At 48.6% G+C, this 16,919-nt stretch carries 19 protein-coding genes; 3 read left to right on the top strand and 16 right to left on the bottom strand.

Features of this window, described 5'->3' with window-relative positions; genetic code table 11:
* Window positions 1–5: 5 nt before the first annotated feature.
* Window positions 6–1,217 carry a beta-ketoacyl-ACP synthase I gene (gene fabB / locus OOK74_RS03815; protein WP_166013364.1) on the bottom strand — a complete coding sequence of 404 codons (1,212 nt, stop codon included), beginning with the start codon at window positions 1,215–1,217 and terminating at the stop codon, window positions 6–8.
* A gap of 126 nt (window positions 1,218–1,343) precedes the next feature.
* On the opposite strand from fabB, the gene mnmC reads away from it, so the two are divergent.
* Complete coding sequence (gene mnmC, locus OOK74_RS03810) at window positions 1,344–3,359, top strand: bifunctional tRNA (5-methylaminomethyl-2-thiouridine)(34)-methyltransferase MnmC2/FAD-dependent 5-carboxymethylaminomethyl-2-thiouridine(34) oxidoreductase MnmC1 (RefSeq protein WP_278183138.1); 2,016 nt, start codon at window positions 1,344–1,346, stop codon at window positions 3,357–3,359.
* A gap of 216 nt (window positions 3,360–3,575) precedes the next feature.
* On the opposite strand, the gene OOK74_RS03805 is transcribed toward mnmC, so the two are convergent.
* From OOK74_RS03805 to OOK74_RS03795, 3 genes are all read right to left on the bottom strand, one after another.
* Window positions 3,576–4,103, bottom strand: coding sequence for an NADPH-dependent FMN reductase (locus tag OOK74_RS03805; protein ID WP_278183137.1), 528 nt, complete (start codon window positions 4,101–4,103; stop codon window positions 3,576–3,578).
* A gap of 164 nt (window positions 4,104–4,267) precedes the next feature.
* Entirely contained in the window at window positions 4,268–4,558 is a 291-nt protein-coding gene (locus OOK74_RS03800) for a YfcL family protein (RefSeq protein ID WP_278183136.1), read from the bottom strand.
* A gap of 77 nt (window positions 4,559–4,635) precedes the next feature.
* Complete coding sequence (locus OOK74_RS03795) at window positions 4,636–5,166, bottom strand: elongation factor P hydroxylase (protein ID WP_278183135.1); 531 nt, start codon at window positions 5,164–5,166, stop codon at window positions 4,636–4,638.
* 308 nt (window positions 5,167–5,474) lie between these two features.
* Between OOK74_RS03795 and OOK74_RS03790 the strand changes: the two genes are divergently transcribed.
* Window positions 5,475–6,098 (top strand): trimeric intracellular cation channel family protein, encoded by a 624-nt coding sequence (locus OOK74_RS03790; protein ID WP_278183134.1) that lies wholly within the window; start codon window positions 5,475–5,477, stop codon window positions 6,096–6,098.
* A 74-nt stretch (window positions 6,099–6,172) separates the two neighbouring features.
* On the opposite strand, the gene aroC is transcribed toward OOK74_RS03790, so the two are convergent.
* Complete coding sequence (gene aroC, locus OOK74_RS03785; protein WP_278183133.1) at window positions 6,173–7,258, bottom strand: chorismate synthase; 1,086 nt, start codon at window positions 7,256–7,258, stop codon at window positions 6,173–6,175.
* A gap of 233 nt (window positions 7,259–7,491) precedes the next feature.
* On the bottom strand, window positions 7,492–8,424 hold the full coding sequence (gene prmB, locus OOK74_RS03780) for a 50S ribosomal protein L3 N(5)-glutamine methyltransferase (protein WP_274722212.1): 933 nt from the start codon (window positions 8,422–8,424) through the stop codon (window positions 7,492–7,494).
* A 66-nt stretch (window positions 8,425–8,490) separates the two neighbouring features.
* Between prmB and smrB the strand changes: the two genes are divergently transcribed.
* Window positions 8,491–9,051 carry an endonuclease SmrB gene (smrB, locus tag OOK74_RS03775; RefSeq protein WP_166013372.1) on the top strand — a complete coding sequence of 187 codons (561 nt, stop codon included), beginning with the start codon at window positions 8,491–8,493 and terminating at the stop codon, window positions 9,049–9,051.
* Window positions 9,052–9,085: 34 nt separating this feature from the next.
* Here smrB and flhB read toward each other — a convergent pair whose 3' ends face one another.
* The 10 genes from flhB to fliJ form a co-directional block, all read right to left on the bottom strand.
* Window positions 9,086–10,216, bottom strand: a complete 1,131-nt coding sequence (flhB, locus tag OOK74_RS03770) for a flagellar biosynthesis protein FlhB (protein ID WP_278183132.1) — start codon at window positions 10,214–10,216, stop codon at window positions 9,086–9,088.
* A gap of 9 nt (window positions 10,217–10,225) precedes the next feature.
* Window positions 10,226–11,008 carry a flagellar biosynthetic protein FliR gene (gene fliR, locus OOK74_RS03765; protein WP_166013374.1) on the bottom strand — a complete coding sequence of 261 codons (783 nt, stop codon included), beginning with the start codon at window positions 11,006–11,008 and terminating at the stop codon, window positions 10,226–10,228.
* An 8-nt stretch (window positions 11,009–11,016) separates the two neighbouring features.
* Window positions 11,017–11,286, bottom strand: coding sequence for a flagellar biosynthesis protein FliQ (fliQ, locus tag OOK74_RS03760; RefSeq protein WP_166013375.1), 270 nt, complete (start codon window positions 11,284–11,286; stop codon window positions 11,017–11,019).
* Window positions 11,287–11,299: 13 nt separating this feature from the next.
* Complete coding sequence (gene fliP / locus OOK74_RS03755; RefSeq protein WP_278183131.1) at window positions 11,300–12,199, bottom strand: flagellar type III secretion system pore protein FliP; 900 nt, start codon at window positions 12,197–12,199, stop codon at window positions 11,300–11,302.
* The gene (fliO, locus tag OOK74_RS03750; protein ID WP_277206806.1) at window positions 12,177–12,566 is read right to left on the bottom strand and encodes a flagellar biosynthetic protein FliO; all 390 of its coding nucleotides are present in this window, start codon (window positions 12,564–12,566) and stop codon (window positions 12,177–12,179) included. Before fliO ends, fliP begins: the two co-directional genes overlap by 23 nt.
* Window positions 12,567–12,569: 3 nt before the next feature.
* The gene (gene fliN, locus OOK74_RS03745) at window positions 12,570–12,980 is read right to left on the bottom strand and encodes a flagellar motor switch protein FliN (protein ID WP_166013378.1); all 411 of its coding nucleotides are present in this window, start codon (window positions 12,978–12,980) and stop codon (window positions 12,570–12,572) included.
* A 93-nt stretch (window positions 12,981–13,073) separates the two neighbouring features.
* A complete protein-coding gene (gene fliM, locus OOK74_RS03740; RefSeq protein ID WP_274722207.1) occupies window positions 13,074–14,123 on the bottom strand; it encodes a flagellar motor switch protein FliM in 1,050 nt (349 codons plus the stop codon).
* Window positions 14,124–14,130: 7 nt separating this feature from the next.
* A complete protein-coding gene (gene fliL / locus OOK74_RS03735; RefSeq protein WP_274722206.1) occupies window positions 14,131–14,631 on the bottom strand; it encodes a flagellar basal body-associated protein FliL in 501 nt (166 codons plus the stop codon).
* A gap of 34 nt (window positions 14,632–14,665) precedes the next feature.
* Window positions 14,666–16,255, bottom strand: coding sequence for a flagellar hook-length control protein FliK (locus OOK74_RS03730; protein WP_278183130.1), 1,590 nt, complete (start codon window positions 16,253–16,255; stop codon window positions 14,666–14,668).
* 211 nt (window positions 16,256–16,466) lie between these two features.
* Window positions 16,467–16,910, bottom strand: coding sequence for a flagellar export protein FliJ (gene fliJ, locus OOK74_RS03725; RefSeq protein ID WP_278183129.1), 444 nt, complete (start codon window positions 16,908–16,910; stop codon window positions 16,467–16,469).
* Between the last annotated feature and the right edge of the window lie 9 nt (window positions 16,911–16,919).

The raw sequence follows: 16,919 nt of genomic DNA, 5'->3' as shown, positions 1-16,919 counted from the left end.
GGCACTTAGCCTTGGTACTTTTTGATCACCAAGGTTGCATTCGTGCCACCAAAACCAAAGCTATTCGACATCACAGTGGTCAGCGCTTGCTCACGCATTTCCGTCACAATATCGAGACCGTGTGCCGCTTCATCCAAGGTATCAATGTTGATGCTTGGCGCAATAAAACTGTGATGCAACATCAGAGTTGAGTAAATCGCTTCATGTACCCCTGCTGCGCCCAATGCGTGACCAGTCATCGCTTTGGTGGCTGAAATAGCAGGACTGTTACCAGCAAACACTTGTTGGATGGCACCGAGCTCTTTCACATCACCCACTGGTGTAGAGGTGCCGTGAGTGTTGATATAGTCAATTTTATCAACATCTTGCATTGCCATTTTCATACAACGCACCGCACCTTCACCCGATGGAGCCACCATATCGTAGCCATCTGATGTCGCACCATAACCAACGATTTCACCGTAGATGGTGGCACCACGTGCCAACGCGTGTTCCAACTCTTCCACGACCACCATACCGCCGCCACCAGAGATCACAAAACCATCGCGATCCGCATCGTAAGTCCGCGAGGCTTTTTCTGGGGTTTCGTTGTATTTGGTCGACAGCGCACCCATCGCATCAAACATCATGGTTTGTGACCAGTACAGCTCTTCACCGCCACCGGCAAATACGATGTCTTGCTTACCCAGTTGGATCAGTTCAACCGCATGACCAATACAGTGAGCAGAAGTGGCACAAGCAGAACTGATTGAGTAGTTCACACCGCGAATTTTAAATGGTGTTGCCAAACATGCAGAAACGGTAGAAGACATGGTACGAGGCACCATGTAAGGTCCAACACGCTTAACGCCTTTTTCACGCTGCGTATCCACCGCGATCATTTGGTTTTCAGACGATGCGCCACCTGAGCCAGCAACAATACCAGTACGATCATTGGAAACTTGCTCAGCAGTCAGACCCGCATCCGCAATCGCTTGCTCAAGAGATAGGTATGCATACGCAGCCGCATCACCCATAAAACGCATTTGCTTACGATCAATATGCTCTTGTGGGTTAATTTTTAAATCCCCCCATACCTGTGAACGCAAGCCATGCTCTTTAAACTGTTCAGAGGCAGTAATGCCTGACTTACCAGCTTTTAGTGAGGCTAAAACTTCTTCGACGTTGTTACCGATACTCGAAATAATACCCATACCGGTGATGACGACTCGTTTCATGTAACATTCCTATTGTATAAATTTGGCTAGATAATAGCGAAGAAGAATAACAGAAGTGGTCAGCTTTCCCATTAATTCGTACAATCTCAGCCCATATTCAGCTTGATTTAATAAAATTTGTTCACTATGTCATCCATTTCTCACGCCCAGCTTGGCTGGAACGAAGCCGGAACCCCAGTCTCCGATCAATTTGACGATGTCTATTTCTCTAACGTCAATGGGTTAGCCGAGACACGTTATGTGTTCCTTGAGCAGAATCATCTACCACAAAGATGGCACCATGATGACCAAACTCGCTTTGTGATTGCGGAAACTGGTTTTGGTACTGGGCTGAATTTTCTGGCAGTTTGGCAAGCTTTTGTCGCATTTCGGCACTGCAATCCCAGCGCTAAGCTCAAACAACTGCATTTTATTAGTTTTGAAAAATACCCGCTGAGTAAAAACGACTTAATCCAAGCCCATCAAGCATGGCCTGAGCTGGCACCATTCGCACAAAAGCTGCATCAGCACTACCCATTAGCCATTCCTGAGTGTCAGCGGATTGTGTTAGATGACGGACTGATCACGCTCGATCTGTGGTTTGGCGATATTAAAGACTGTCTGCCGAAAGTGGCAACCCAAGAACAAGGTTTGGTCGATGCATGGTTCCTCGACGGTTTTGCGCCAAGCAAAAACCCAGAAATGTGGAATCAAGGCCTGTTTGAAAGTATGGCGAAACTGGCGAAAAATGGCTGTAGCTGCGCCACCTTCACCGCAGCCGGATTTGTCCGCCGCGGCTTAATCGAAGCGGGTTTTGCCATGCAAAAGATCAAAGGTTTTGGCACCAAGCGGGAGATGCTGGCCGGCCGTCTGCGCGAGAAACTGCCCTACACCAATATCGCGCCAGAATTTCGATTTGCCGCCACGCAAGGTCTACAAGAAGTCGCCATCATTGGCGGCGGCATCGCCAGTGCGACCTTAGCGACTACCCTAGCCAGACGTGGTATTGCCGTTACACTTTACTGTGCCGATGAAAAACCTGCGCAAGGCGCATCGGGTAACCGACAAGGCGCGGTCTATCCACTGCTCAGTGGCGATCACAGCTCGGTCTCACGCGTATTTGCTCCCGCCTTCCTGTTTGCCCGTCAATTTATTGAGCAAGCAGCAGAGCAGATAAGCTTTGACCATGCTTGGTGCGGAGTGACCCAATTAATGTGGGATCAAAAAGCCACCGAAAAACTCACCAGTATGCTTAAGGGAGATTTCCCAGAACCATTAGTTCATGGTTTATCCGCCGAGCAAACCAACCAACAAGTCGGCGTGCCAGTGGATCAAGCCAGTGTACATTATCCGCTTGGCGGCTGGCTCTGTCCGGCAGAACTCACCCAAGGACTGCTCAATACGTTAGTGCAAGCCGGTAAGCTCAGCGCCCATTATCACACTCCGATTGATGCCCTAACTTGGCTGCCTGAAACACAGCAATGGCAACTGCACAGTGGCGATAAAGTGATGCAACATCAATCCGTAGTGATTGCCAGTGGTCATCAATTTGACTGTGTGGCACAAACCGCCGACTTACCACTCGGCAAAGTTAAAGGTCAGGTCAGCCATATTCCAACCACCGATACGCTCAGCAAAATCAACAGCGTGCTCTGTTATGATGGCTATATGACGCCAGTCAGCCAGCAAAATGGTCAGCACTGCATTGGCGCAAGTTATGATCGACAAAATCTAACGCTAACGTTTGATGCGCAAGCACAACAGGAAAATGCGCAAAAACTGATCCACTGCTTAGCTGAGCAAACTTGGCCATTGGAAGTGGATGTTAGCGGTAATCAATCACGCCAAGGCGTGCGCTGTGTGAGTCGCGATCATCTGCCTTTGGTTGGCAATATCGGTGAACTGACAAAAATTACCGAGCAATACCGAGAGTTAGCACAGCAACCAGAAGCGGAGCCGATTGCACTCTATCCTCAGCTTTATGCTTTTGCTGGACTTGGCTCACGCGGTTTAAGTAGCGCACCGCTGATGGCTGAGCTGCTCGCCTCACAAATATGTGGCGATCCTCTGCCACTAAGTGTTGATCTGTTAGAACAGTTACACCCATGTCGGATGTGGGTACGTAAACTGCGTAAAGGAAAAGCACTGACTCAGAAAGCTTAATCGAGCTGTACCCAAACCACTTGGAGTTGCAGGTAGGCGGCAAGTGAGTGAGTCCCCATGAGCATAGACAAACTATGTAATTGGGGTGAACGAACGTCGCCAACACCGCTGCAGCTTCAGGTAGGAAGAGTGTATCCAAGAGTCAAACCATCAAAAGTCGATCAAAAAAGCCTCGCACTGCGAGGCTTTATTCATTTCAGCGTTAATAGGCCGTTTTTAGGCAGAAAGCTTAGCCACCGCCGCTTTCAGCTCAGCAACTATCGCAGGATTGGTGATCACCCCTTGCTCAACATCGAAGTTGTCATAGAAACTCGGCACAGAAACGGAAGCTTTCACATTACCACCAAAGAAAGGGGCTGCAGCGGTTGCCGCGGCGAGCACCGATTTTGCACCACCAGGACCTGGTGAGGTGGCTAAGTACACCGCCGGCTTGTCAGCAAACATCGCACGATTAATACGGGTCGCCCAATCAAACAGGTTTTTATAGGCGGCTGGATGATGTCCATTGTGCTCAGCAAACGAGATAACATAGGCATCGGCTTGTGCTAAATCATCTAAAAAGGCTTGCGCACCTGCCGCATGACCCAGTTCCTTTTCCAAATCTTCACTAAACATAGGTACAGCGTAATCATTGATATGCAACACTTGTACTTGTGCGCCATCAATCAGACTGGCGGCAAAAGTAGCCAGCGCTTGGTTAATCGAAGTAGAACTGCTGCTTGCACCAAAAGCGATAATTTTCATTGAGGTATCCCCTGATCCGTGTTGAATAAAGAGTAGTCTGCAAACCTATAGCCAGCAATCTCAATTTTTTCACTTAGTTGTTCAAAAAAATTGAACAACCTTAAATCAGAGCCAAACAAACTATGTGATTGGGGTGAGCGAACGTCACCAACACCGCTGCAACTTCAAGTAGTAAGGGGATATTGATTGGCGAATACTTGGCGAGCAAGCTGCTGCCAAAGCTCAGTCACTATCACCCGATCGAGCGGGCTAAGCTCCGAGCGAGCGGCGGCAATACTCTGTTCAATTTGCCGTTTGAAGACATCCAGATCCTCGATGCCCTCTTCTTCACACTGCGCTGCGGACAGTGGTATGTGTCCACGCAAATAGCCACCCGCAAACAGTTCATCATTCGATGCATGAGCAACTTGTGCATCAATCAGAGCCAGCAGTTTTTCTTCAAATTCAATAATCATGATGTCTCATTATTAGGCTAGTGGTGGGTAACGGGGATTAATCAATCCGCTACACAGTAGCATTTTAAACCAAACAGTTATCGAATAATAAACTGCTCAGCCTGTAAAGCGGGAGTGCGGTAAAAAGCTTGCAATGCCTCAGCCAGCATTTTGACGCGTAGTGGTAAACCTTGTTCAAGAATATTGAGCACTTGAGTGTGAACTTTGCTCATAAATGCCAAACGATCCGGTTCAAAATCACCATTGAGGTTGTCACAACTCACGGTAAACCGAAAACCAGCACTCTGTGCCAAAATCCATTCATAAGCTTGCGGACGAATTTCTACTCGTTCAAATTCAGCCTGGACTTGCGCACTACGTCCATCAGGTTCATACCAGTAGCCAAAATCTTCCAATAAACGCCGCTCAGGGCCTGCCACACACCAATGGGCAATTTCATGCAATGCCGAAGCGTAAAAGCCTCGTGCAAAAATGATCCGGTGATAATTCACCTGCTGATCCGCAGGCAGGTAGATCGGCTCATCGCCACCCAACTCTAATTTAGTCTGATAAGACTCGAAAAAAGTCTGGTTGAAAATCTCAATTAAGTCTTGATAGTTATGATTCATGGCACAGGGTCGCAATGGATGACGCTGTGCATTCTGGCGATTTTTTATTGACGGGTAAAGTGTTAAGCAAGATCTTCGCTCGACTGACCAAAAAACGCTCAGCAGACCTTAACTTTGAGCATTATTTTTTCTAATCCAAATAGTTTCAACCTTATAAAAAATCATTATTTATTTGCTTAGTGATTCTCTAAAATTTTGCCTTAATTTTTCTATCTCAAAACTGCTTGCAATAACAGTGAACAAGTCAATTTATCCAGCTAGTTGATAAGCATTAATCTGAGCCCCTGGCACGAAATAAGGTAAGGCGCATGCTACTTAGCGTTTTGTATGTGATTGGAATTACGGCAGAAGCCATGACCGGCGCACTCAGTGCTGGGAGGCGTAAAATGGACTGGTTTGGCGTGATGTTAGTCGCGAGTGCGACCGCCATTGGCGGTGGTACGGTGCGCGATATTCTGCTGGGTCACTACCCATTAGGTTGGGTTAAACATCCTGAATATCTGGCGATCACTTGTGTGGCGGGCATACTCACCACAGGGATCTATCGCTGGGTGATCAAGCTAAAAGGCTTATTCATTCGCCTCGATGCGTTAGGCTTAATCGTGTTTTCGATCATCGGAACTCAAGTCGCGATGGGAATGGGGCTACATCCTGGTATCTGCCTCGTTTCGGCGGTGGTCACCGGTGTATTTGGCGGGCTATTACGCGATTTGATTTGCCGCCAACCACCACTGGTATTGCATGAAGAGCTGTATGCTTCAATTGCATTAATCGCCTCTGGACTCTATCTCACCTTGCTAGAATTGGGAGTGAGTGATGTGCCCAGTACCATCGCCACTCTGGTGGTCGGCTACACATTACGCATGGCCGCAGTACGCTTTAAATGGCGTCTCCCCTCATTCCACTTAGAAGCGGAAAACTCGCTTCACTAGTCGCGGATTGTAAAAATAACAACGCCCTCCATCGAGGGCGTTGTGCTATCAGCGGCTAAGCTCTAAAAATAAAGCTAGACTTTCGGAGTGGTGGTTACTACCCCTTGATTCTGACCACGATGACGCAGCAGGTGATCCATCAACACAATCGCTAACATCGCTTCAGCAATCGGAACGGCACGGATCCCCACACAAGGATCATGACGCCCTTTAGTAATAAGCTCGGTTGCGGCTCCGTGCAGATCAATCGTCTCACCCGGAATGGTAATACTTGAGGTCGGTTTGAGCGCGATGCTCGCCACAATATTCTGCCCACTGGAAATGCCGCCTAAAATGCCACCGGCATGGTTAGAGCGAAATCCTTGCGGGGTCAGCGGATCACGATGTTGGCTACCTTTTTGCTGCACCACAGCAAAACCATCACCGATTTCTACCCCTTTCACCGCATTAATGCTCATCAGTGCATGGGCAATATCCGCATCCAAGCGATCAAATACGGGTTCGCCTAGTCCAACCGGAACCCCGGTCGCCACCACTTGAACTTTGGCACCAATCGAATCGCCCTGTTTTTTCAAATCACGGATCAGTGCATCAAATGCCGCGACTTTATCAGCATCTGGGCAGAAAAAATCGTTGTGTTCAATCTGGTCCCAATCGACTTTATCTATCGCAATCTCACCCATCTGTGACAAATAAGCCCGCACTTGAATACCAAATTCTTGCTGCAGATATTTTTTGGCAATCGCGCCGGCTGCGACACGCATTGCGGTTTCACGTGCCGATGAACGGCCACCACCGCGATAATCTCGCGTACCATATTTTTGCTGGTAAGTGTAGTCCGCATGTCCGGGGCGAAACTTATCTTTAATCTCTGAATAATCTTGCGAGCGTTGGTCAGTATTTTCGATCAACAGTCCAATCGATGTACCCGTGGTGTGACCAGCAAAGACGCCAGAAAGAATTTTGACTTGATCCGGTTCGCGCCGCTGAGTGGTATAACGTGATGTACCCGGGCGACGACGATCGAGATCGACTTGTAAATCCGCTTCGCAGAGAGCGAGCCCTGGTGGGCAGCCATCCACAATACATCCCAGTGCGATACCGTGACTTTCTCCGAAGGTGGTGACTCGGAAATGTTGTCCGATACTGTTTCCTGCCATGATTTCCTCAATGTTCAGTAAAATTAACTTTCACTGATTAACGATGGTTAGTGGCTTCATAGTGGCGTTTATGCTCAATGATGTAAAGTGTTAAACATCATCAGATTGCGCTCGATTCTGTCACCCGACTTAGATCTCAAGCGCCCCCAGCTACGACTGGCAGCCAATAAAAACGCCGACGGTTCAGTCGGCGCTAAGAGGAGCTCATCAATATTTAGACTGAATATTGATGCTTAATCTTTATACAGTGCAAAATCCGCGGCACAGTCAATCAGTTGCTCACGAGTTAACAAGAACACCCCGTGGCCACCATTTTCAAACTCTAACCAAGTAAATGGGATATGGGGATACTGCTCCATCATATGCACCATAGAGTTACCCACTTCGCACACTAAAATCCCATTCTCTTTTAAATAGGCTGGTGCATTGGCCAAGATCCGACGCGCCAGCTTCAAGCCATCGCTACCTGCTGCAAGACCCAATTCTGGCTCATGACGAAATTCGCTAGGCAGGCTATCCATATCTTCCTGATCGACATAAGGAGGATTGGTCACGATCAGATCATACGGCTCGACCGGTAAGTCTCGGAACAGATCAGAACGGATCGGGAAAACTTGCTGCTCTAAACCATGATCTTGAATGTTTTGCTCGGCAACTTGTAGCGCATCCAGCGAAATATCAATCGCATCCACTTCCGCGTCAGGAAATGCGTTGGCACAGGCAATCGCAATACAACCACTACCGGTACACAAATCCATAATCCGGGTTGGCTCTTCGCTCAACCAAGGTTCAAAGCGGTTTTGGATCAACTCACCGATCGGCGAGCGCGGCACCAGTACGCGTTGATCAACGAAAAACTCCAGCCCGCAGAACCAGGCTTTATTGGTCAGATAGGCGACAGGAGTACGTTCATTAATCCGGCGGATCACCCGCTCAACCACACGTAAACGCTCACTATTAGTTAGGCGAGAATTCAAAACATGCGGAGGCACATCAATCGGTAGATAGAGCGTTGGCAAAATCAGTTGTACCGCTTCATCCCAAGCGTTATCTGTGCCTTGACCATAAAATAGGTTAGCGGCGTTAAAACGACTCACCGTCCAACGAATCATGTCTTGCAAGGTATGCAGTTCTGCAACCGCCTCCTCAACGAAAATCTTATCCAAAATTGCCTCCAAAAAGCGCTACAATACTGCGTCATCAATTTACAGTAACCCAAATACGTCCCACCAATGAATAAACACCAGCAGAACATAGCCCACAATGCTCGCGATAACGAGAATGTTGACGACGATTTCTCACTGTTTCGTGACGAAGTACAGGGCGTAAAAAAGTTGCGTCAGGATACCATATTCCACGCTCCAAACAGAAATCCCAAGCAAAAAGAAATCCAGCGTAGCGAACGGGAAGCTTGCGACAACGATTTCTATTTCTCCGATCAATTTATGCCACATTTGAGTGATGAAGGACCTACACGCTATGCGCGCAGTGATGTTTCGAAATATGAAGTGAAAAGGTTGCGCCGTGGAGTGTACGTGCCAGATGTGTTTTTGGATATGCACGGCATGACTCAGCAAGAAGCCAAACGCGAATTAGGCGCGATGATCAGCTACTGCTTAAAAAACAACGTGCATTGTGCCTGTGTGCAACATGGGATAGGCAAACACATCTTAAAGCAAAATGTACCACTGTGGTTGGCCCAGCACCCAGAAGTGTTAGCATTCCACCAAGCTCCACTCGAATTTGGTGGTGGCGGTGCGTTGTTAGTGCTGCTCTCGATTCCCGAAAAATAATCCAAGCTAAGCCGAGTTTGACACTGTGCTAGTTTTAATAGCGCATATCCGTTGGGATCGGCATGCTATCTGGGTTGAGTTTGGGTCGTTGTCCCCCTTTACGGCGGTACTGTTTTAACTGGAACACAAAAGCTAATACTTGCGCCACTGCCACGAATAAACCATCGGGGATCTGCTGCTCTAGCTCGGTGGTATGATACAGCGCTCGCGCCAAAGGGGGCGCAGGTACAATGGTAATATCGTATTCGCGGGCAATTTCACGAATTTTCAGCGCCATATGATCTACCCCTTTGGCAATCACTACTGGGGCTTTGTCAGTATTTTGCTTATAGCGTAATGCCACGGAAAAGTGATCTGGGTTGGTGATGATCACGTCGGCCTGTGGCAAGGCGGCCATCATACGCCGCTGCGCAGCTTCACGTTGCAGCATACGGATCCGCCCTTTCACTTCCGGTTTACCTTCAGTATCTTTGTACTCATCTTTCACTTCTTGCTTGGTCATTTTCAGTTGTTCGCTGTGCTGCCAAATCTGAAAAGGAATATCAATCGCCACAACTACCAGCAGTGAGCAACTGATCAGCAAAATAAAGTTAAGTAAAATATCGAGCGCGTGAAAAATGTTTTGCGGATAAACATCAAAACTGAGTTGAAACAGATCGGTTTTGGATGACTCAATCAGATAAAAGGCCATCCCCGCCACCAGCAGCACTTTGAGGATTGATTTGATCAGCTCGACCCAACTTTTTAAACCAAACATTCGCTTCAACCCACTGAGTGGATTGATTTTCGACAGTTTGGGCATCGCAGCTTCTGCGGAAAAGCTGACCCCGCCGACGCCTGCTGCGCCAAGCAAGGCGGCAACAAACAAGGTGATCAAAATCAGCAACAATGGCCACAACAAACCGATCAAGACACCGGCCACGATATCGAATAGTTTGCCTACATCAAAAATTTCCTCACGACTCAAGGCAAACAGACGCTGCATCGCGGCCATCAGTCCATGAGCCAGCGTTTCACCAAACCACATCAGTGATAACGCGCCAATCACTAATACTGAGACAGAAGCCAACTCTTTCGATCGCGCAACTTGGCCTTTTTCCTTGGCCTGCTGCAACCTTCGGGGGGTGGCCGCTTCTGTCCTTTCTTGTCCATCCGATTCTGCCATATCAGCCCCCTAGCAGCTCAAGCGGATCAGGCGACAAATCTGCTCTTCCGCCTCTTGCCAATAAATTTCGTAATGGGTGTACAAACCATTGAGGATGTACCAACACAGCAATAAGCCGACCAGTAATGCAAATGAAAAACCGAGCGAAAAAATGTTCAGCTGCGGTGCGGCACGAGTCATCACACCAAAGGAAAGGTTGACGGTGAGCAAGGCAATGATGCCAGAAAGTGACATGGCCAATGCGGCTTTAAACATGATGCCGAGCCACAGTGCCAGCTCGCGATAATCAACCGCGGTCAATGAGCCACTGCCAATCGGCAAGCTTTTAAAGCTAAACACCACTAATTGGATCATTTTTAAATGACCATCAGTGACGAGAAAAAATAAGGTGGTGAGCAGCATAAACATCTGCCCCAATACCGGCGTATTTTGACCGTTGGCAGGATCGACCATCGAGGCAAAACCAAGGCTCGATTGCATCCCCAAGATTTGACCAAGCATCACAAAAGATTGCACTAAAAATTGAGTCACCATGCCCATCGCCATGCCAATTACCACCTGTTCAAAGGTGATCATAAAACCGCGCAGCGACAGCAACGCGATATCGGCAGGGACGGCAGGAATGGCGGGCATCACCGCCAGCGTCAAAGCTAAGCCAAGATAGAGGCGCACACGGGCAGGAACAAAACGCGCACCAGTCACCGACATCACCATCAACATGGCAGCAATACGCGTATAGGGCCAAAAATAGTTGGCAATGAAATCGAGCACGACACTGGCTGGGTACTCCATAAGTGCTCCTAGTACAGAATCTGCGGCAGGCGCTCAACCATGCTGTAGAAAAAATCCATCAGCATTTGGGTCATCCAATGCCCAAAGAACATCAAGGCTAATAGCGTGATGATCAGACGCGGTAAAAAGCTCAGCGTCTGCTCGTTAATCGAGGTCGCCGCTTGAAAAATCGCCACCACGAGGCCAATCATCAAGCTCGGTATGATGATGGCACACACCATGACCAGCACCATCCATAGTGCTTCGCGAAACAGTTCGACAAATATCTCTGGGGTCATATTGTCGTTTCCATCATAAGGCAAAGCTGCTGGCTAAGGTCGATAAGATCAGATTCCAACCATCCACCAACACGAATAACATCAATTTAAACGGTAATGAGACAATCATCGGCGACAGCATCATCATACCCATCGCCATCAACACCGAAGCTACCACCAAATCGATGATTAAAAATGGTAAAAACAGCATAAAGCCGATTTGAAACGCGGTTTTCAGCTCAGAGGTGATAAAAGCCGGAATGAGCACCGCCATCGAAACTTGCTCCGGCTCGGTCACTTGTGATCCCGACATGGCAACGAAGGTTTCCAAATCATTCACCCGAGTCTGTTTGAGCATAAAGGCTTTCAGTGGCTGCTGGGCGACATCAAAGGCTTGGCGGGCAGAGATCTGCTCATCCAGATAGGGCTGCACCGCTTGTTGATTAATTTGGTTAAACACCGGAGCCATAATGAAGAAGGTTAAAAACAGCGCAATACCGATAATCACTTGATTGGAGGGGGTCTGTTGTAAACCCATCGCTTGACGCAGAATCGACATCACCACCACGATCCGCGTAAATGAGGTCATTAAAATGACCATCGCCGGCAAGAAGCCGAGCATGGTCATCAGCGCTAAAATTTGCAGATTGATCGAGTAATCTTCACTACCATCAGGATTGCTGGTCATAGTAAAAGCGGGGATCCCACCGCCACCACTGCGACTGCCTAATGCCATGGTTCTGGCGTTCCCTTGCTCTCTTTCCAGTGCGGTAACCGTGACCGATGAAGCGCCAGCGGCAGTTGATGGTATGCTGGTGGCCAGCGGCTCTTCGGCAAAAGCCAGCGCAGTAAACCCGAGTAAACTCGACAGCAGCCAAGTCGATAAGCCAGCGATCAACCAAGTGGTGAAATTAACTTTTTGCGTCTGTTTCATGTTTTTTTAGTAACTGCATCAATTGGTTGGAAAACGGGCTGCTGGGCTGTACCTCTTGCGGCAACGGCTGCTCAAGTTGGGCGAGCAATTGGATCGATTGGCTGGTCACGCCAATTAAATACTGTTGCTCCCCGGCTTGAATAATCATTACCCGCTCTTTGGTGCCAACCGGTAACTGTTTAACCACACTTAAACCATTGGATTGGCCAAACACCGGAACTCGCATCCGTTTTAGCAACCAGGCCAAAAATAAGATCAGCCCTATCACCAACAACAGCGACCCCAAAGTGGTCGCTAAATCGAGTTGGCTGCTAGGTGCCGCCAGAGCTGGGATCGGGATAACCAGCAGAGTTGCCCATTTTCGCATCGGTTATCTCAATTTCTTGATACGTTCAGTTTGGCTGATCACGTCAGTTAAACGGATCCCAAATTTGTCGTTGACCACGACCACTTCACCATGCGCAATCAGGGTACCATTTACCATCACATCCAGTGATTCACCGGCAATCCGATCCAACTCCACCACCGAGCCTTGGTTAAGCTGCAATAAATTACGAATACTGATTTTAGAACGGCCAACTTCCATTGAAATGGTAACTGGAATATCCATGATGGTATCCAGTTTACGCCGCTCATCCTCAGAAAATGCAGGCGCAGTGTTTTTTAGCTCTTCCAGTGGTGCGGCCAATATTTCATCGATATCAATATCCGGCGCATTCGGATCTTCCCCTAGTGCCGCAGCCCACTCTTCGGCGAGTCTTTCATCTTCACTTTTTCCCATCTTCAACTACCTATTGTTCTGATCATGATGTGCTGAACGACAGCACTACTCTGCAAATGACCAAGTTACCGCGAACGAATAACGGGGAGTGACTTACTCAAACCCATCTTGTTCTGCGTTTTCAAACTCGGCCATAATATCTTTACCTAAAAATGCCAGATCGGTTTTCACCACATCCGGCCGTTTGATTTTTTCGGACACTTGTACCGCCAGTTTTTCACCGGAACGGCCCATTTTAACACGGTAGGTCGGCAGCTCTTCGACAAACATCACTGCGTGCTCTGGCATTTTAACCGGGATCACATCCCCTACTTGCAGCTCCATCAGATCGCGCAGGGCAATATCCATTTCGAGCAAATTGACGCGAAAATTGACCGGCACATCCATGATCTCTTCACGCAGCGCCGTGCTCCAACGCACGTCAGTTTCCATCTTATCCGACTGCACACCCGCATCGAGCAGTTCGCGGATCGGCTCTACCATCGAGTAAGGCATCACCATGTGGAAATCACCACCGCCACCATCCACTTCAACGTGGAATGAGCTCACCACGATCACTTCGGTCGGGCTGACAATATTCGCCATACTCGGGTTCACTTCAGAATCGAGGTATTCGAACTCGACCCCCATCACTGGCGACCACGCTTCTTTATAGTCAGCAAACACGATTTTGAGCAGTAACTGGATCACGCGGCGTTCTGTCGGGGTAAATTCACGCCCTTCAATACGCGCATGGTAGCGACCATCACCACCAAAGAAGTTTTCCACCAAAATAAACACTAAGCGGGCTTCCATGGTGACCAAGGCGGTGCCTTTTAATGGACGAAAACGCACCATGTTCAAACTGGTTGGAACGTACAAAGTATTTTGGTATTCACCAAATTTCATCATTTGTACGCCGTTAATTGATACCTCAGCCGTTTTTCGCAACATATTAAACAGACTGATGCGTAAGTGGCGTGCAAAACGTTCATTGATAAGCTCCAGCGTTGGCATTCGCCCACGAACGATACGATCTTGGGAAGAAAAATCGAAGCTGGTAGCACTGGAACCCGATTGGGGTAACTCCTCTTCTTCCTCATCCACACTATCCACACCGTGCAGTAGTGCATCAATCTCGTCTTGGCTTAATAAATCAGTCACATGTCACCTATTGCATTACAAAGTCGGTAAACAGCACTTTTTCAATCACTGGCTTGCCGACGGCCATATTGAGTGCCGCTTTAATGTCTTCCGTCGCTTTATCACGCAGTTCAATTCGGCCATTAGGAGTACGCAACTGCTCAACCGTTGCCGAAGCAAAGGTCGCCAACAAAGAGCTTTCGATCAGAGGAGAGTGGTAACGGGCTAAATTCTCATTTTCACCACCACGCACCATCAATTGCACCTTAATCTGCACCATGCGATCACGACTATCACCGGTGACATTAAACACAAAGGGTTGCGCAATATTAACATAAGCGACTGGCGCGATTTGGTTGGCAGCCGATTGCCCGCTTTGCGAATCTCCTGCCGTGGTTTTATCTTCTGAACCCAGCATAAAAAATGCCGCGCCAGCCACACCGAGCAGCAATACCACGCCAGCAATAATCATCAGCAGCAGTTTACTCTTGCCCTTCGGGGCGGTGGTTGCCAGATCTTGTTCTGCCATAATGACCTCTGTATGTGGTTAATTTTGTATAAGTTTAAGCGTAATAACTAATTCCATCACGCTTTGTTGCCACATTCAAATCAAGTTTGATGTCGGTATCAACCTTTTCTTCGCTATGCCATGGTTCATGGCGGCTAGTTTGCGCAAATTCTGTGCTTTGCTGCCAATTTTGTTGCTGTCCTGTACTTTGCTGCTGTACTGAGCTTTCACCTAATTGCACGCCTTGCTGAGCCAGCATTTCGCGCAGCCTTGGCAAGGTTTGCTCTAACAGATCTCGCGCTTGGGAATTGGCTACCGTAAAGTGAACATTCGCGCCATCTCCTTGCATATTGAGTCGGATCTGCAAACGGCCCATTTCTGGTGGATCAAGACGAATATCGATATTTTTCAAATTCTTCGATAGCATCATTTGCACCCGTTCTGCCATCTGTTCTGCGGCCAGATCTTTATGCAAATGCAATGCGCTAGCAGGATTCACGGCTACGCTTGACTCAGCGCGCGGCGAAGTTGCGGTTGGTCCACTCAAGCCTGCGGCGGCGGCGATTTGTTCAGCCAGCCCCTCTTGCCCAGACTCAGCGGTGATTGAGCGCATAGGCTCTGTCACCCCGCGGCTAGCGAAACTGGCGAGCAGTGCTGAGTCGGCCATTAATGATTCTGGATTCAAGTTTGCCTGAGCACTTAGCAGCGAAGAGGCCGTGGGCGCCGCCACACCCAACATGTCGATAGCATCATTAGTGGCAAGATGCGGTGATAAACCACTACTAACGACGGCGGTAGCCGATTGTCCTGTCGATTGCGGAGCCAGCCGATCCGCAGTAAATCCTTTGCTGTGAACAGGATCCTCAAGTACAGCCGTTCGCCAAGGAATTGCCGCCAGACCTAACTCACTGACCTCAGAGGGTGGAGTGGACAGCGCATTTATTGCTGGCGCAAACTCAGCACTGCCTAAGCCAGAGTCCGGTTCGTTTGCTCCATCCGCCATCATATGCGCAACTGTGGGTTGAGCTTGCTCGGTACCGATTATCGCCGATGGCGCGACCAACGAAGCAAAAGAGTCTAGCGCCCCCGCGGCTTCTTCTGCTTCAAATAATGAAAGCCTATTATCGGACTCAATCTCTGCCATCTCAGCCGTCGGCAAGCTTTTGCCGTGCTGAGTATTCAACACTTGATTGGCTTGTTGCAAACGACCAAGCAACTGATCCCCCTCGCTGATCGCTTGTGCAGCTTTTCGCTCTAGTACATCAGAGGTTAATGCACGGCGCTCATCGCTATCAGGCGCGGCTTGGCTATCAAAAGCCGGATCGGCAAACACCTCGCTATCGAGCAAAGCGAGGTCGTCTGTCGTCGACGATAGCTCGCCTACCGTTTGTTCGGCATCTTCGATCTGTTCATCAACAGCCGAGTGCTCGGTTGCTGAAAGCCGATTGGCCAGTTGCTGCGCGCTGGCTGCAATTTGCTCTGTGTCGTCTCGATCTGCCGCTTTAGCACCAAAAATCAGACTATGTAACTGGGCAAAAAAACCTGTGTTAGATTGGTTATCTTGCGCCTCGATACCCGTTGCGGTGCTTTGCGCTACAGAGCTGGCTTTATTCGCTTCAGACGATGGGGTGAGGTTTACATTCATATTCGCTACTCGCACAGTGGGATATGAGTTTAGGTATTGGCCAAGCTGGCCATCCGTGCAATCCCAGGCTATCAACTCATCGCTCATGATTGACCTATCGGTCGTGGTTACAAAAAACCAAGCAAAAAACACGCCAGATAAACCAAAAACACTGAATCACGATAGCAGCGAACCTTGGTAAGCCGAGCAGCAAACGGTAAGGAGAGACGACCTATAAGGTGAGACGACGCCGATTAAATATCAGCGTGGAAAATTCATCCATCTGATTTTGCTCGCGTTTGGCTTGTAATTGCTGGCGTTCTACTTGTTTTTTCTCAATCAACCATTGGTAAGATTTACGCTTTTGACGCAGGCTCATCCAGTGTTGTTGGCTATTTTCAACCTGTAGCTGAAAGTGCTGTTCAGCACTTCTTTGTTTGGCCAGCGTTTCATCAAGCTGAGTGAGAAAGCGATTTAAGTGACCATATTGACTGGCGGTTAGCCCAGATTGACCACGTGCCACCAACTGCTGACAATATTCTAAGCGATACTGCTCTATCTGTCGCAGTTGCTGGTAATAGCTCTCCAGCTCGCTGCGCGCTTTACTCAGTGCCAGCACCGCTTGATCTTCTTGTTCTTGGATCTGTTCGAGCAGAAAATCTAATGCGTTATCCATTTAGCACTT

This window comes from Vibrio misgurnus (assembly GCF_029635775.1).
GTDB classification, from domain to species: domain Bacteria; phylum Pseudomonadota; class Gammaproteobacteria; order Enterobacterales; family Vibrionaceae; genus Vibrio; species Vibrio chanodichtyis.
This window is presented reverse-complemented; position numbering and strand designations above follow the sequence as displayed.

Coding starts and splice junctions, on each gene's coding strand:
- OOK74_RS03790 (WP_278183134.1), top strand. CDS start 5,475: ATGCTACTTAGCGTTTTGTATGTGATTGGAATTACGGCAGAAGCCATG.
- OOK74_RS03800 (WP_278183136.1), bottom strand. CDS start 4,558: ATGATTATTGAATTTGAAGAAAAACTGCTGGCTCTGATTGATGCACAA.
- OOK74_RS03805 (WP_278183137.1), bottom strand. CDS start 4,103: ATGAAAATTATCGCTTTTGGTGCAAGCAGCAGTTCTACTTCGATTAAC.
- flhB (WP_278183132.1), bottom strand. CDS start 10,216: ATGGCAGAATCGGATGGACAAGAAAGGACAGAAGCGGCCACCCCCCGA.
- fliN (WP_166013378.1), bottom strand. CDS start 12,980: ATGGGAAAAAGTGAAGATGAAAGACTCGCCGAAGAGTGGGCTGCGGCA.
- fliO (WP_277206806.1), bottom strand. CDS start 12,566: ATGCGAAAATGGGCAACTCTGCTGGTTATCCCGATCCCAGCTCTGGCG.
- aroC (WP_278183133.1), bottom strand. CDS start 7,258: ATGGCAGGAAACAGTATCGGACAACATTTCCGAGTCACCACCTTCGGA.
- fliJ (WP_278183129.1), bottom strand. CDS start 16,910: ATGGATAACGCATTAGATTTTCTGCTCGAACAGATCCAAGAACAAGAA.
- fliR (WP_166013374.1), bottom strand. CDS start 11,008: ATGGAGTACCCAGCCAGTGTCGTGCTCGATTTCATTGCCAACTATTTT.
- fliL (WP_274722206.1), bottom strand. CDS start 14,631: ATGGCAGAACAAGATCTGGCAACCACCGCCCCGAAGGGCAAGAGTAAA.
- fliP (WP_278183131.1), bottom strand. CDS start 12,199: ATGAAACAGACGCAAAAAGTTAATTTCACCACTTGGTTGATCGCTGGC.
- fabB (WP_166013364.1), bottom strand. CDS start 1,217: ATGAAACGAGTCGTCATCACCGGTATGGGTATTATTTCGAGTATCGGT.
- fliQ (WP_166013375.1), bottom strand. CDS start 11,286: ATGACCCCAGAGATATTTGTCGAACTGTTTCGCGAAGCACTATGGATG.
- smrB (WP_166013372.1), top strand. CDS start 8,491: ATGAATAAACACCAGCAGAACATAGCCCACAATGCTCGCGATAACGAG.
- OOK74_RS03795 (WP_278183135.1), bottom strand. CDS start 5,166: ATGAATCATAACTATCAAGACTTAATTGAGATTTTCAACCAGACTTTT.
- OOK74_RS03730 (WP_278183130.1), bottom strand. CDS start 16,255: ATGAATGTAAACCTCACCCCATCGTCTGAAGCGAATAAAGCCAGCTCT.
- mnmC (WP_278183138.1), top strand. CDS start 1,344: ATGTCATCCATTTCTCACGCCCAGCTTGGCTGGAACGAAGCCGGAACC.